We start from the raw sequence: 14,225 nt of genomic DNA on the forward strand, positions 1-14,225 counted from the left end.
CTGCCGCGGGCCGGGGCAGGACCCTGTGCCTTCCTGTGCGCTCCCAGAGGGGGCACAGGCCGCTATCGGGCCCCCGCGACCGCCATCGGAGTGACGCCGGGAGCTGCCCGTTCACGTGCGGATCGGCGGCTCTCGCCCGTCGCGCGCCGGCGTTCGGGTGGGCATGTGGGGCCTCTGGTTGATAGGGAGGGGGTATGAGCGAAATACCTCCGGTTTTGACCGTGACCGCTGTCAGCACCATCGGGGCCACCGACCTCCAGGACGACGACGCCTCGGACTCGTGGATGGTGATCGAGACGGCTGAGGAGGGCCAGCTGCTGCTGAACCTTCCCGGCCCCCTCTACCGCGCCATGCGCCAGGCGACCGAGCTCCCCGCCGACGAGCCCGGCCCCGGCCGCCTGGCGCTCACCGACCGGGAGATCGCCGCCTACCGCGCCCGCATCGCCGAGCTGACCAGCGCGGAGCGGAGCCGGTAGCACCGCAGGCCCGGGCCCCTTTCCGGGTACGCAGGCCAAGCGGCTCGCCGACATGCGGAGCCGCGGGCCGGGCTCCGTGCGCCCTGGTCCTTCCGCATCCGGTAGCACGGGTCGGCCGCCGTGGGCCGGAGCTGACCCCGGAGGCCGAGACGGTTCGGGCCCGAGACGGTTCGGGCCCGAGACCTTTCGGGCCCGAGACCGTTCGGGCCTGTAAGGCACAGCTCTGGGACGGGATATATCGCCGCAGGCGTTCTATGGGCGGGGCCCGATGATCGCGTCCCCCTCCCGGACGGTGATGGCCATGGCAGGGCAGACGTCGGCGGCGTCCAGCGCCCGGTCGTCCTCCGCGATCTCGGGATGCAGCGGACGGGAGTGCGGACCGTCCAGCGTGAACAGGTCGGGCGCGATCCCCGCGCACGCCCCGGACGCCATGCACTGGTGCGCGTCCACCTCCACCTTCCACGTCATGTGCTTCACCACCCCACCGGCATGACGCGCGGCCCGCGCACCAGCATCTGGCTCTTCCACGCCACGTCCCCGGCGAGATGCAGGCCGGGGAAGCGGGTGAGCAGCGCCCCGAGCGCCTCCTGGAGTTCCAGGCGCGCCAGCGGCGCCCCCAGGCAGTGGTGCACTCCGTGGCCGAAACCGAGGTGCTGGTTCTGGGTGCGGGAGATGTCCAGCTTCCCTGGGGCACCGAAGCGCAGGGCGTCGCGGTTGGCCGCTCCCACCGCGACGAGGACGGGTGTGCCGGCGCGGACGAGTGTGCCGCCGACATCGATGTCCTCCTTGGCGTAGCGCGGCTGGCTCGCCCCGCTGCCCAGGGGGACGAACCGCAGTAACTCCTCCACGGCGCTGCCGATCAGCTCCGGTTCGGCACGCAGCAGGGCGAGTTCGTCGGGGTGGTCCAGAAGGGCCAGCACGAAGTTGGGGATCTGGGTGGCGGTGGTCTCATGGCCCGCGACCAGGATCCCGACGCACAGATCGACGAGTTCGAGTTCCGAGAGCCGGTCGCCGACGTCCCGGGCGTCGATGAGCGCCGTCATCAGATCGTCCTGCGGGTGACGGCGGTGCTCGGTGATCAACTGGCCCATGTACGAACGGAGTTCTTCGAGGTTGGCGTCGAACTCCTCGGCGGTCAGCGAACTGGTCGACAGCGCCGCGTCGCTCCACACCCGAAACCGCGGCCGGTCCTCGGTCGGCACGCCGAGCAGCCGGCAGATCACGGCGACCGGGATGGGCAGGGCGTAGCGGTCCACCAGGTCGGCCGGCGGGCCGGCGGCCGCCAGTTCATCGAGGAGTTCGTGGGTCAGCTCCCTGACCTGCGGCCTGAGCCGCTCGACCTGACGGACGGTGAACGCCTTGGCCACCAGGGAGCGCAGGCGGGTGTGGTCCGGCGGGTCCATGCCCAGGATGCCGCTGGTGCGGCGGCCTTCGGACTGCCGTGGCTCGTCGTGCAGGGCGCTGTCGGCCCGGCTGAAGCGCTGGTCGCCCAGGACGAGCCGCGCCTCGTCGTAGCGGGTGACGAGCCAGGCGGGCTCGCCGTAGGCCATCCGCACCTTCAGCAGGCCGGGGCGATTGCGGGCCTGCTCGTACTCCTCGGACAGCTCAAGGCTCTCGGCGACGTTGAACGGGTAGGAGACGGGTGCTGCGTCGGCTGTGGTCATGGCGACCTCCCTTGTGTAAGCACCTGCTTACCCAAGGTAGGACGCTCCCCCGGAGCGGTCAACGGCGCATAGTGGCCGTCTGTGTGACGGCCCGTCGGAGAGGAGCTCGGCGATGGGGCAGTCCCCGCACCACGGCTCGGCGGACGCACCCCGCCGGGACGCCCAAGGCACCCGCCTGCTGTTGCTCGATGCCGCCTCGGCGCTGTTCGCCGAACGCGGCTACGAACGGGCAACGGTCCGCGACATCGCGGCGCGGGCCGGCGTCAACCAGGCCCTGCTGTTCCGTTACTTCGGCTCGAAGAAAGCCCTCTTCGGTGAGGTGATGGCACGCGGCGGCCACGAGCAGCTGCGCACCACGCCCGCGGAGCGGCTGTTCGAGGTCGCGCTGCGCGGCATGCTGGACGGCGCCGGGGGATCGGCGGACCGCGCCTTGGAGGTCTGCCTCCGGTCCATCGGCGGCAGCGACGAGATCGCGGAGGCGCTGCGAGGGCTGGGAGAGGAGTACGCCGAGGCCCTGTCGACGCTGGCTGAGGCCGATCACCGCGGTCTGCGCGGAGACCTGGCGCTTTCCTGGCTGCTGGGCATCGGCCTGATGCGGGTGGTGGTGGGGAAGGAGCCGCTGGCGAGCGCGGATCCCGACACCGTGTGCAGGCTGGTCGAGGGCGCGCTCGGACGGCTGCTCGAGGGGCTGCCGGAGGAGAAGGCGTAGCGCCCCCGTCCTCGACGCGCACGTGGCCGGGTGGCCGGGTGGCCGGTTCCCGCCCCTGTGCCCCGGCCCTCCCGGAGCGCGATGCAGGCGGGAGGTCGCACGCGGCCGGGGGAGACGACCGGGTAATCTGGATCTCTGCGGGGCCCTTCGGCCGCCGCGCGGCGGTGGGGCCCGCCGTTGACGAACCGCAGCGGAGCAGCTGCCAACGGTCCCTACTTGCAAGTTGAACGCGCCCGCATGCGGCGCACGGCGAGTAGGAGACGCACGGTGAAGGCCCGCAGCACATGACGAACGAACCCGTCGATCCCGATGTCGACCTGCACGTTCCCGCTCAGCGCCGGGAGCTGCTGCGGGGCCGGTGGTCGGTGCCGGCCGTCATCGCGGTGGGCGGCGCGGCAGGGGCTTCCGCCCGCTACGGCGCCTCGCTCTGCTGGCCCACGGCACGCGACGCCTTTCCCTGGACCACCCTGGGCGTCAACGTCGTCGGCTGCGCGGTGATCGGTGTGTTCATGGTCCTGATCAGCGACGTGTGGGCGGCACACCGCCTCGTCCGCCCCTTCTTCGGCACCGGAGTCCTCGGTGGTTTCACCACCTTCTCCACCTACGCGGCGGACATCCGGCATCTGGTGGCGGCGGGGCGGCCCGGTACCGGTCTGGGCTACCTGGCCCTCACCCTGACCGCGGCCCTGCTCTCGGTGTGGATCGCCGCGACGCTGACCCGTCGCGCGGTGAAGTGGAGGCAGCAGTGAAGACGACCGGGCCTGCCCTGCGCGCGACGATCCTCGTCGGCGAGAACGACACCTGGCAGCACAAACCCCTGTTCCCCGACGCCGGCGAGGCCATTCGCTGCGGGCGCGGGGAGGAGGAGCGGTGAACTGGCTGCTGGTCATCGTCGGGGCCGCGGTCGGCGCCCCGTTGCGCTATCTCACCGACCGGTTCGTGCAGTCCCGGCACGACACCGTCTTCCCGTGGGGCACCTGCGCGGTCAACGTCGCCGGCAGTCTCCTGCTCGGCCTGCTGACCGGCGCGGTGGCCGGCGGCGCCGCCTCCTCCTCACTGCAACTGCTGCTGGGCACCGGCCTGTGCGGTGCCCTGACGACCTATTCGACCTTCTCGTACGAGACGCTCCGCCTGGCCGAGGACGGCGCGCGCTTCTTCGCCGTGGCGAATGTGGTGATCAGTGTGGTGGCCGGTCTCGGCGCGGTCTTCGCGGGCGTGGCGCTCGCGGAGGCGGTGTGGGGCGGGTAGGGACCGGCCCCTCCGCCGAACGGTTGCCGCGAGACGTCGGCCCGTGCCCCCGCGCCGCCCCACAGCGACGGGGTGCGCGCTTCCGCCGGATGGTCGTTCCGAATGGCGCTCCCCGGCGAACCGGGACTTGGATTTAGCCAGCATGTGGCCGGCCGGAGCCCGATTCGACGCAGCAGGAGGTGAGTGCGCGTGACGGACGGGAGGCCCGCGGTGGACAGCGGCGAGAGTCTGCTCCAGGAATTCCTGACGGACGTGCACACCACCGCGCCGATGAACCTGCCCGCCCTCGTCGACCGGTACGCCGCGAAGCTCGGCCTGCGGCGGGTGGTGATCTACCTGGTCGACCTCCAGCAGCGACGGCTGACGCCCCTCCTGGGCGGGGACCGGCTCGCGGTGGACTCCTCGCTGGCCGGCTGGGCGTATCGCACCCTCTCGCTGCGCGTGGAGGAGACCCGCTCCGGGGCGTTGATCGTCTGGCTGCCGCTGGTCGACGGCGTGGAGCGACTGGGCGTCGTGGGGATGCACATGGAGTCCCTGGACAGCGCGCAGCTTCGCCGCTGCAGGACACTCGCCTCGGTCCTCGCGATGGCGATCACGTCCAAACGGGCCTTCAGTGACCGCTTCGTCCAGCAGGCCCGCACCGAGACGATGACGCTCCCCGCCGAGATGGTGCGCGCGCTCCTGCCGCCACGCACCATCGGCAGCGACCGGGTCGTCTCCACCGCCGTACTGGAACCGGCCTACCGGCTGGGGGGCGACGCGTTCGACCACTCGCTGACGGAGTCCACCCTGCACGCCGTGATCCTCGACGCGATGGGGCACAACCTCGCGTCGGGCATGACCACGGCCATCGCCATGGCGGGCTGCCGAAGCGCCCGTCGCATGGGCGCAGGACTGCCCGAACTCGTCAAGACCGTGGACGACGTCCTCGCCGAATGGCTCCCCGACCAGTTCTGCACCGGCATCGCCACCCAGCTGGATCTTGCCGGCGGCGTGCTGAGCTGGTGCAATTGCGGTCACCCGCCGCCGCTGCTCATCCGCGATCACAAGGTCCTGGAGAACGCCCTGGACCGGCCCGGTGAGCCGCCGATGGGCACGCCGGCGAAGTTCGCCGGTACCGACCGCGAGGTGCACCGGTTGGCGCTGGAGCCGGGGGACCGGGTCCTGCTCTACACCGATGGTGTGACCGAGGCGCGCACGGCGGGTGGGGCGCAGTTCGGGCTGGAGGGCTTCACCGATTCCATCATCCGCGCCACCGCTGCCGGTGAACTCGCCGCCGAGGCGCTGCGACAACTGATGCACTCGATTCTGGAGCACCAGGACGACACCCTCAGGGACGACGCCACGATCCTGTTGATCGAGTGGTGCCCGCCGACCTGATGGAGCCGGTCACCGGCGCGACCGGGGCCCGGTGACGCCGGCTGCCCCCGTCATCCGGCGCCCGGGATGAGCGAGCAGCACCCCGGGCTCCCATCGGAAGGTCCGCTCGCGCCCGGGCGCGTCACCGGTCAGCAGCACCTGGAGATCCACCGCCCCGTCCGGGTACCGGTGGCGCGCCCGGACGCACGCCCGGTGCCAGGCATCGTCGACCCAGATCCACGCGGCCGGCTCGTGCCCCGCCGCGTACACATCGGTGCGGACGCCGGCCGGGTTGTGCGGGGCGCGGGCCGTCACCTCGACGGGCTCGGCGGCAGGGCGGTGCTGCGGACGCTCCCAATGGAACCCGTGTTCGATGTCAGGACTTGGGGTTGTTGCGGACACGCACCGGGGGGTCCCTCGACCGGCTCTGGCTGCCGTGCAGCCGGGGCGGGAGGCGCACGCCGGAGCATCCGGCGTAATCCCCGTGGATGAGGCGTTAAAGGCCCGGAGGGAGAGGGCACCCGTGACGTGGCGCCCCGGACGGTCCGGTCGCGCGACATCACCGGAAGGCGGAACCATTCATGGGTCACGGCGGAGATGTCATCGCCGAGCTGACCAGCGACCACCGCGAGGTGGACGCACTCTTCGCACGGATCGAGCAGTCCGTCCCCGAGGACGCCGAGCGCAAGCGACTGGCGGACCGGCTCACGATCGAACTGGTCCGGCACTCGGTGGCCGAGGAGCAGTATCTGTACCCGGCCGTGCGCAGGCACCTGGCGGACGGGGACGCCCTCGCCGACAAGGAGATCGCCGACCATCTGCGGGTGGAGGAACTGCTCAAGGCTCTGGAGGGGGTCGACGCGGGCAACCCCGACTTCAACCACCTGATCGTCAAGCTGCGCACCGAGGTCTACGCACACGTCAAGGACGAAGAGGGCTGTGTGTTCACCGAGTTGCGGGCCGCTTGTCCCCAGGCGGACCTGGAGGACCTGGGGGAGAAGGTCCGTACGGCGAAGAAGATCGCTCCTACCCGGCCGCATCCCGGTGCCCCCCTGACCCCGCCCGGCAACAAACTGCTGGCGCCCGGCGCCGGGTTGGTCGACCGGGCGCGGGACTTCGTCACCGGCCGGGGGAAGTAGGGGCGGGCGGCAGGACATCAACAGGCCCTGGCAGGCACCGCCGGGGCTCAGGCAGAACCCAGTGGAGAGGCCCGGGAGGCGGCCACAAGCTTCCCGGGACGAGGAAGGTGGAAGACGTATGCCTACTGCTCGCGGAATCATGACGCCCGGCACGGAGTGTGTCGGGGCGGAGGACAGCGTGCTGGAAGCGGCACGCAAGCTGACGTCGCTGGGCGTGGGCGCACTGCCGATCTGCGGATCGGACGACAAGCTCACCGGAGTGCTGACGGACCGGGACATCGTCACCAAGGTGCTGGGCGAGGGGAAGGATCCCGGCACGACCAAGGCCGGTGACCTCGCACAGGGCAGGGCGGTGACGATCGGTGCCGACGACGACGCCGACGAGGTCTTCGCGACCATGGCCCGCCACCGGGTGCGCCGTCTGCCGGTGATCGACGGACACCGGCTGGTCGGCATGATCACGCTGGCCGATGTCGCCCGCGCGCTGCCCGATCCGCAGACCGGCGACCTGCTCGAAGCCCTGTCGACGAACTGACGGCGCAGGACGGTGCCGGCCGACGGGCCGAGACGCCGGTGTCGGGTTCATCCGCGCCCCACCCGTGAGCGGTGGGCGCTGGTGCGGTCCGACGGCCGCGACGTACCCGATCCGCGCACCGCCAACTCGCTTGCCACACCACATCGTTCGGACCGGACCGGACCGGACCGGACCGGTCCGGCCGCCCGGCGGCGCACCGCCGCCTGCCGGGGGCCGGGCCGTCCGCCGTGCCAAGTGGCCCAGAGAGCCGCCCCGGCTGGTGGGTTCATCGCCCGCAGCCGGTGAAACGAGAGGACATACCGTGTCGACCAAGGTTTCCGACCACCTTCTCCAGCGACTGCGTGAATGGGAGGTGGAGCATGTCTTCGGCTATGCGGGTGACGGCATCAACGGCCTGCTCGCCGCGTGGGAACGCGCCGACAACAAGCCGGTGTTCGTCCAGGCCCGGCACGAGGAGATGGCCGCTTTCGAGGCCGTGGGCTATGCCAAGTTCTCCGGCAAGGTCGGTGTGTGCGCGGCGACTTCGGGGCCCGGCGCGATCCATCTGCTCAACGGTCTCTACGACGCCAAGCTCGACCATGTGCCGGTGGTGGCGATCGTCGGCCAGACCAACCGCAGTGCGATGGGCGGCTCGTACCAGCAGGAGGTAGACCTGCTCAGCCTCTACAAGGACGTCGCCTCCGACTTCTGCGAGATGGCGACGGTGCCGGAGCAGTTCCCGAACGTCCTGGACCGGGCCATCCGCACGGCCTACGCCAAGCGGACCGTGACCGCCGTCATCATCCCCGCCGATGTGCAGGAACTCGACTACTCGCCGCCCACCCACGCGTTCAAGATGGTGCCCTCCAGCCTCGGGGTCGGCTCCTACGCGCCGGTCCCGGCCGACGCCGAGATCGCGCGCGCCGCAGAGGTGCTCAACGCGGGCGAGAAGGTCGCCGTCCTGATCGGGCAGGGCGCCCGCGGGGCCCGCGCGGAGGTCGAGCAGCTCGCGGACGTGCTCGGCGCCGGGGTGGCCAAGGCCCTGCTGGGCAAGGACGCGCTCCCCGACGACCTGCCCTATGTGACCGGGGCGATCGGCCTGCTCGGCACCCGGCCGTCCTACGAGCTGATGCAGGACTGCGACACCCTGCTCGTGGTGGGATCCAGCTTCCCGTACACGCAGTTCATGCCGGAACTGGATCAGGCCCGCGCCGTGCAGATCGATATCGACCCGTTCATGGTGGGCCTGCGCTATCCCTTCGAGGTCAACCTCGTGGGCGATGCGCGTGAGACGCTCAGCCGGCTGCTGCCGCAGCTCGAGCGCAAGAAGCACGGCGCGTGGCGCAAGAAGATCGAGAAGGACACCGCCCGTTGGTGGGAGGTCATGGAACGGCGTGCCGCCGTGGAGGCCGAGCCCATCAACCCGGAGTACGTCGTGCACGCCCTCGACGCTCTCCTGCCGGACGACGTGATCCTCGCCGCCGACTCCGGGTCCGCGGCCAACTGGTACGCGCGCCACCTTCGCCTGCGCGGCTCGATGCGCGGCTCGCTTTCCGGGACGCTCGCCACCATGGGGCCGGGCGTGCCGTACGTCATCGGTGCGAAGTTCGCGCACCCCGACCGGCCCGGCCTGGCGATCGTCGGTGACGGCGCGATGCAGATGAACGGTCTGGCCGAGCTCATCACCGCCGCCAAGTACTGGCGCGAGTGGCAGGACCCGCGGCTGATCGTCGCGGTACTCAACAACCAGGACCTCAATCAGGTCACATGGGAGATGCGGGCGATGTCAGGCGCCCCGCAGTTCCTGCCGTCGCAGGCGCTCCCGGACGTGCCGTACGCCGACTTCGCCCGCTCCATCGGCCTCGACGGCATCCGTGTGGAGAAGCCCGGCGAGGTGGAGGCGGCATGGCGGCAGGCCCTGACTGCGGACCGGCCGTTCGTCATCGACTTCCGTACCGACCCGGCCGTACCGCCCATCCCGCCGCACGCCGACTTCGACCAGATCGAGGCCGCCGCCGCATCCATCCTCAAGGGCGACAGCGACCGGGCCGCCGTGATCCGGCAAGGGTTCAAGGCGAAGGTCCAGGAGTTCCTTCCCGGACACCGCCACAAGGGCGCGGGGCCGGGCAAGGACTGAGGCCCGGTGGAGCGCCCGGCCGACCCGGCCGGGCGCTCCACGGCGACCGGGCGGAGCGGCGCCGCGCAGGGGGCACCGTCCACGACGAAACTGGTGGGCACGCACCGTGAGGTTGCCTTCCGTCAGCTGTCGGCGCCGGTGTGGGTGGTGGGGTCACGGTGGTACCGGGCTGAGGGCGGGGTCCTCGTCGGAGCGACGCCGGCTACAAGGGTGTACGCAGCGAAGACCTGCCCGCTCGCCAGGAGTTGACGAGGTGCTCCTCCATGCGGTCCTCAACCCAGCCGGTGGCCGCGATCCCGAAGGCCACATCGGCGGCGAGCGCCGGTTCGTCGCGCAGCAGTCCCGCGACGACCTCCCGCCGCACCAGTTGCTCGTGGACGGCGTCCGCCTCCACGTGCTCGGCGTAGAAGTGCACGGCCGCCGGGCCTGCCCTCAGCCGCTCCATCGCCTGCGCGAGCCTGCGTGAGCCGGGCGAGGAGGTGATCTCCACCCAGGCGAAGTGGCCGACAAGCGCCCCGCGGTGGGCGCGGTGCAGGCCGAACAGCGACATGAGATTGATGACGGCGAGCATCTGCGGCGCTCCCGCGTCGAGATAGCGACCGTAGGAACTGTCCAGTTCGAGGTCTTCCATCAGATCCGCGAAGAGCCGGGCGTGCACCCTGTCGGCGCGCCCCGCCCCGAACTCGTCGTACTCCACCGCAGCCATCCCCGCCTTGGCCGCGCCGGTCAGCCGCGGGATCACCCACAGCTGCGGGTCGGCCTCCTTGAGGTGGTAGAGGGAACGCTGTGCGGCGTACTCCCGCAGATGCCAGAGTTTCCCCTCGTCCTTCAGGAAGTGGGACACGCCCGTTCCGTCGACGGGTTCGAGCTGGAGCTGTGTCAGGAGGTCGTCGACGCCGCCGAGCTCGGTCACGTCCTCGCGCAGGGCGCCGAGGAAGGCTCCTTCCATCGCGGCCCGGAAACGCAGCAGCCCGGGGTCCCACTCCCAGCCGTCGTCCACATCGTCGAAACCCCGGTAGTGGAGTTCGTAGCAGAGGGTCAGCGCGAGCTGCAGGTCGTCGCCGTAGGGGTCACGGCCGCGCAGGGCGCCGTCGTCGGGCAGTTCGGCGTCGCCGGGAGGTGTGCGCAGGGCCGAGGTCACTGCCGCTGACAGATCTCCACGTGCCGACGGAAGATCCACCATGCCTCCTGGAGTGAGACGGATGTACAGCCTGCGGCGAGTACCCCGGGCCGAAGTGTGAAAACGCCGCGCCGCTCCGTCGTCGGTGCGTGTGTCAGGCGACTTCCGTGACTTCGGGCAGGGGAGAGAGCAGACCGCGATAGACCGTTTCGGTCGCCGCCGCGACGGTGTCCCAGCCGTAGCGCGCGAGGACGCGCCGTCGCCCCGCGACGCCACAGGCGGCACGATGCTCCGGGTCGGCGAGCAGTTCGCCGACCGCGTGCGCCAGCGCGCTCGGGTCGCCGGGCGGCACCAGCAGCCCCGAGACGGTGTCGACGACCGTGTCCAACTGACCGCCGACCGCGGTGGCCACCACCGGAGTACCGCACGCCATGGCCTCCAACGGCACCATCCCGAACGGCTCGTAGTCCGCCGGGCACAGCACCACATCGGCCGCGCGGAGCAGCGCCGGCACGTCCTCGTACGGCACGCCGCCCGTGAAGTGGACCCGTTCGGTGACCCCGGCCGCCCGGCTCAGGATGCGCAGCCGCTGGACCTCGGGGTCCTTGTCGATCTCCTCGACGGGCGGCCCGCCGGCGATGACGAGTTCGGCCTCGGGCAGCCGGGCGAGTGCGGCGACCGCGACGGCGGCGCCCTTGCGGGGCACGAGCCGGCCCAGCTGGAGCAGCAGCGGACGGTAGGAACTGCGGTCCGCGACCGGGCCTTCGGGCGTGAAGACGTCGGTGTCCACGCCGCAGGGCACCACACTGATCTTCCTCGGTGGCAGGCCCATCCGCTCCAGTTCGGTGACCTCGTCCCGGCACGTGGCGATCACCTGGTCGCATCCCTCACCGACCTCGACCTCGCAGATGATGCGGGTGCGCGGGCTGGTGTCGACGTCCTGCCGGTAGCGGCGCTTGACCGTCCCCAGCGCGTGGTACGTGTGTGCCAGCGGCAGGCCCAGCTCGCGCGTCGCCTGAAGCGCGGCGAGACCGGACATCCAGTAGTGCGAGTGCACGATGTCAGGTGGCCGGGTGCGCCACTCCTCGGTCAGGAAGGCGCCGAACGCCGGCATGTAGGGCGGGAGGGCGTCCTTGGGCACGTGGCAGGGCGGCCCGACCGGGACGTGCCGGACGGTGACTCCCGCGCGCAGCGTCACCTGGTCCGGCGCCTCGGGCGAGTCCCGTCGCGTGTAGACGGTCACCCGGTGCCCGCGGTCGGCCAACGCGCCGGCCAGCCGCGTGACATGGACGTTCTGGCCTCCGGCGTCGACTCCGCCCAACACCGCGAGGGGGCTGGCGTGTTCGGAGACGAGCGCGACGGACAAGCGCGGAACCGCGTCAAGGGCGGTCATGTGGATACCTCCGTCGTCAGGCGTTCCCAGCCGTGGAGAAGGCGTCGCCCGACGGGCCGCAGAGCACCGTCGTGTGAGAGGAACCTTTGCGGCGGGTTTCCCGCAGCCGGCAGGCGGTGTCCGGAGAGGCCGGCGCCGTTCGGCAGCACGGTGTGCTGCCGAATTCGCGCCCGAGCGCTGTCCATGGATTCCCCAGCCTTCGTTCCGTGCTCCGCCCCCTTGGTCAGATTCCTACGGAACGTCACCGTCGGCGAGACGGCGTCGGCCGGTCGGGTGAGCGCGCACGGCGATGCCGCCGGCGGACCGACTGGCCGTCGACGGCGGAAAGCGAGGGCGGGAAAGGCCGGGGGAGGGCCGTGGGCGCGTTGTTGCGCCGATCGCCAGGAGTGCGGTGGCAGTTTGCTCTCCACGGCGCGTGTCCGTCCCCGGAGATCGGCGGACACGCGCCGTGCAGAGGTTTCAGGGAATGCGCAGTTCGGCCCCGACCGTGAGCACGTCCGGGTCGGAGCCGATCACGCCTTCATTGGCCTTGTGCAGCTCGGGCCAGCCACCCCGCACCCCGTAGTGCAGCGCGATGGCCGACAGCGATTCCCCGGCCTGCACGGTGTGCGTCTGCTTGATCTTGTGCGTTCGCATCGGGGGGCCGGATTCTCGCTGGGCCCCCTGCGTATCCGAGGTCGCGGTCCTCGTACTCTTCGCGCAGTTCGGCCAGGCATTCCAGCCCTGTTTCGCGCGCACGGCCTCGGCGACCTTGATCTGTTCCTTGCGGGTGGCGAGGTCGGCGCGCGGCGCGAAGGCGAGCCCGCCGAACGCCCTCCAGGTCGATTGCTGGAACTGCAGCCCGCCGTAGAACCCGTTGGAAGTGTTGGCGTCCCACCTGCCGCTGCTCTCGCATTCGGCGATGCAAGCCCAGCGGCTCCGTCCCTCCGCGCACCCGTACGGCTCGTACCGCACGGACGCCTGGGCTCCACGTGCCGTGACGCCTCCAGAGGCGCTTCCGGACGCGGCGTTCCGTGCGTCGCCGGGTGTCGCGGCCTGTGCCGTCACCGGCGAGGCGGCGGCGAGAGCGACGAGGGCGAGCAGGGAGTGTCGGATTACCTGATGAGTTGTCATCGCTGCACGCTAGGCATCCGCTCCCGGCGCGGCGCCGTAGCCGCGCGCGTGGCCGGGCGGCACTCCACCCGAACGGTCGCGGTCACGGGAGCACGGCATTCACCCCACTCGCACGACCGCTGCTTCCCCGGCGGACGTGGGGTCGGGCTCGGGCAGCCCGGCCACCGCGGTGAGCACCTCGGCCGCGGTGATGCGCAGCAAGCGGTCGTCCGGGCGGTCGCCGTGGGCGTCCCCGGGGCGCGGGCGGTCGATGTGGTCCGGGTGCCACAGGACGCGATGCCGGGGCAGGTCTGGCGGGCCCCAGATCCGGGGGGCGACCGGGCCGAAGAGCACCACGGAGGGGGTGCCCAAGGCGCTGGCGAGGTGCGCGAGCCCGGTGTCACCGACGATCATCGCGCGGGCGCCCGCGACCAGCGCCGCCAGTTCCCCGAACGGCACCTCGGCACCGCCGCCGACCACGACCGACGGAGGCAGGTCCGCCTGCCGGGCCACCCGGTGGGCGAGCGCCCCCTCGTCCGAACCGGCCGTGATGACGACGTGCCTGCCCGCGCAGTGCAGGGCGCGGGCCACCGCCGCGAACCGCTCCGGCGGCCACCGCCGCGCCGCCGCGTCGGCGCCGGGGTGGATGACGACCGCCCCGGGGGCGGGCGAGGGAAATGCGGGTGCGGCGATGCGCAGATCGGCCGGGTCGGCTGGCACGCCGTACCAGGCGACGAGACGGCACCAGCGGTCGCGCTCGTGCTCGTCCTCGCGCCAGACGGGGCCGGAGAGAGCCGGCATCGCGGGGTGGGCGTAGCCGAGGAGACGGCCGGGTCGCAGCGCCTGCAGAAGGCTGTGGCTCGCCGGGCCGTTGCCGTGCAGATTCACCGCGATGTCCGGAGGGGGGCCGAGCCGGCCCAGGACCCGGGGCATTTCCCGACCGGGCGCGGACGTCGGCAGCAGCCGGTCGACGGCTCCGGTGGCCGCCGCGGCGTCGGTGAGCCGTTCGGGTGCCGCCAATACGAGTTCATGGTCCGGGTGGGCCGCGCGCAGGGCCCGCAGCGCCGGGACCGCCGTCAGCAGATCCCCCAGACCGAGCGCGCGGAGCACCAGGATCTGCGGACGGGTGTCACCGGGCGAGGTGGGCGAGTGGGATCGGGCCGAGGTCATGCGGGTGCCTCCTCAGGGTGACTCTCTACCGCGCGCCGACCACCACGGTCCGACGCCGCGCCGGCGACCTGTGGCCGCCACCGCGCCCGGCCGCTGCCGGTACGGTCCGCCGGCCACGTATTCGCCGTGAGCGGCCTCCTCCAATGTGAGCGCGGTGACGGTCTCCCGCGACTTCTGACCCGCCAAGTTCGGTGCGCGATCGTC

General features: G+C 71.7%; 16 protein-coding genes. 9 read left to right on the forward strand and 7 right to left on the reverse strand.

What is annotated here, in order from left to right:
- Positions 1-194: 194 nt before the first annotated feature.
- Positions 195-476 carry a hypothetical protein gene (locus ACGFZW_RS23480; RefSeq protein ID WP_393895145.1) on the forward strand — a complete coding sequence of 94 codons (282 nt, stop codon included), beginning with the start codon at positions 195-197 and terminating at the stop codon, positions 474-476.
- Positions 477-728: 252 nt separating this feature from the next.
- Here the strand turns inward: ACGFZW_RS23480 and ACGFZW_RS23485 are convergent, their stop codons facing one another.
- Both ACGFZW_RS23485 and ACGFZW_RS23490 read right to left on the reverse strand, forming a co-directional pair.
- On the reverse strand, positions 729-944 hold the full coding sequence (locus tag ACGFZW_RS23485) for a ferredoxin (protein WP_393895146.1): 216 nt from the start codon (positions 942-944) through the stop codon (positions 729-731).
- Positions 945-949: 5 nt separating this feature from the next.
- Positions 950-2,140: a cytochrome P450 gene (locus tag ACGFZW_RS23490; RefSeq protein WP_393895147.1), complete on the reverse strand. Its 1,191-nt coding sequence runs from the start codon at positions 2,138-2,140 to the stop codon at positions 950-952.
- Positions 2,141-2,252: 112 nt separating this feature from the next.
- Here ACGFZW_RS23490 and ACGFZW_RS23495 point away from each other — a divergent pair, with 112 nt between their 5' ends.
- The 5 genes from ACGFZW_RS23495 (at position 2,253) to ACGFZW_RS23515 (ending at position 5,477) form a co-directional block, all read left to right on the forward strand.
- The gene (locus ACGFZW_RS23495; protein ID WP_393895148.1) at positions 2,253-2,849 is read left to right on the forward strand and encodes a TetR family transcriptional regulator; all 597 of its coding nucleotides are present in this window, start codon (positions 2,253-2,255) and stop codon (positions 2,847-2,849) included.
- Positions 2,850-3,133: 284 nt separating this feature from the next.
- Complete coding sequence (gene crcB / locus ACGFZW_RS23500) at positions 3,134-3,598, forward strand: fluoride efflux transporter CrcB (RefSeq protein WP_393895149.1); 465 nt, start codon at positions 3,134-3,136, stop codon at positions 3,596-3,598.
- Positions 3,595-3,723 (forward strand): hypothetical protein, encoded by a 129-nt coding sequence (locus ACGFZW_RS23505; protein WP_393895150.1) that lies wholly within the window; start codon positions 3,595-3,597, stop codon positions 3,721-3,723. The genes crcB (ACGFZW_RS23500) and ACGFZW_RS23505 overlap by 4 nt, the downstream gene beginning before the upstream one ends.
- Positions 3,720-4,097 (forward strand): fluoride efflux transporter CrcB, encoded by a 378-nt coding sequence (crcB, locus tag ACGFZW_RS23510; RefSeq protein ID WP_393895151.1) that lies wholly within the window; start codon positions 3,720-3,722, stop codon positions 4,095-4,097. Before ACGFZW_RS23505 ends, crcB (ACGFZW_RS23510) begins: the two co-directional genes overlap by 4 nt.
- 189 nt (positions 4,098-4,286) lie before the next feature.
- Complete coding sequence (locus ACGFZW_RS23515) at positions 4,287-5,477, forward strand: PP2C family protein-serine/threonine phosphatase (RefSeq protein WP_393895152.1); 1,191 nt, start codon at positions 4,287-4,289, stop codon at positions 5,475-5,477.
- Between the two features lie 9 nt (positions 5,478-5,486).
- Here the strand turns inward: ACGFZW_RS23515 and ACGFZW_RS23520 are convergent, their stop codons facing one another.
- The gene (locus tag ACGFZW_RS23520) at positions 5,487-5,858 is read right to left on the reverse strand and encodes a hypothetical protein (RefSeq protein ID WP_393895153.1); all 372 of its coding nucleotides are present in this window, start codon (positions 5,856-5,858) and stop codon (positions 5,487-5,489) included.
- A 179-nt stretch (positions 5,859-6,037) separates the two neighbouring features.
- Between ACGFZW_RS23520 and ACGFZW_RS23525 the strand changes: the two genes are divergently transcribed.
- The 3 genes from ACGFZW_RS23525 (at position 6,038) to ACGFZW_RS23535 (ending at position 9,246) form a co-directional block, all read left to right on the forward strand.
- A complete protein-coding gene (locus ACGFZW_RS23525) occupies positions 6,038-6,595 on the forward strand; it encodes a hemerythrin domain-containing protein (RefSeq protein WP_393895154.1) in 558 nt (185 codons plus the stop codon).
- 118 nt (positions 6,596-6,713) lie between these two features.
- A complete protein-coding gene (locus ACGFZW_RS23530; protein WP_393895155.1) occupies positions 6,714-7,130 on the forward strand; it encodes a CBS domain-containing protein in 417 nt (138 codons plus the stop codon).
- 301 nt (positions 7,131-7,431) lie between these two features.
- Positions 7,432-9,246, forward strand: coding sequence for a thiamine pyrophosphate-requiring protein (locus ACGFZW_RS23535; RefSeq protein ID WP_393895156.1), 1,815 nt, complete (start codon positions 7,432-7,434; stop codon positions 9,244-9,246).
- A 202-nt stretch (positions 9,247-9,448) separates the two neighbouring features.
- Here ACGFZW_RS23535 and ACGFZW_RS23540 read toward each other — a convergent pair whose 3' ends face one another.
- From ACGFZW_RS23540 to ACGFZW_RS23555, 4 genes are all read right to left on the reverse strand, one after another.
- A complete protein-coding gene (locus tag ACGFZW_RS23540) occupies positions 9,449-10,429 on the reverse strand; it encodes an iron-containing redox enzyme family protein (protein ID WP_393895157.1) in 981 nt (326 codons plus the stop codon).
- A gap of 91 nt (positions 10,430-10,520) precedes the next feature.
- On the reverse strand, positions 10,521-11,759 hold the full coding sequence (locus ACGFZW_RS23545; protein WP_393895158.1) for a glycosyltransferase: 1,239 nt from the start codon (positions 11,757-11,759) through the stop codon (positions 10,521-10,523).
- Positions 11,760-12,218: 459 nt separating this feature from the next.
- Complete coding sequence (locus tag ACGFZW_RS23550; RefSeq protein WP_393895159.1) at positions 12,219-12,713, reverse strand: transglycosylase family protein; 495 nt, start codon at positions 12,711-12,713, stop codon at positions 12,219-12,221.
- 258 nt (positions 12,714-12,971) lie between these two features.
- The gene (locus ACGFZW_RS23555) at positions 12,972-14,021 is read right to left on the reverse strand and encodes a glycosyltransferase family 9 protein (protein ID WP_393895160.1); all 1,050 of its coding nucleotides are present in this window, start codon (positions 14,019-14,021) and stop codon (positions 12,972-12,974) included.
- Positions 14,022-14,225 lie beyond the last annotated feature (204 nt).

It is taken from the genome of Streptomyces sp. NPDC048248 (genome assembly GCF_043201875.1).
GTDB lineage: Bacteria > Actinomycetota > Actinomycetes > Streptomycetales > Streptomycetaceae > Streptomyces.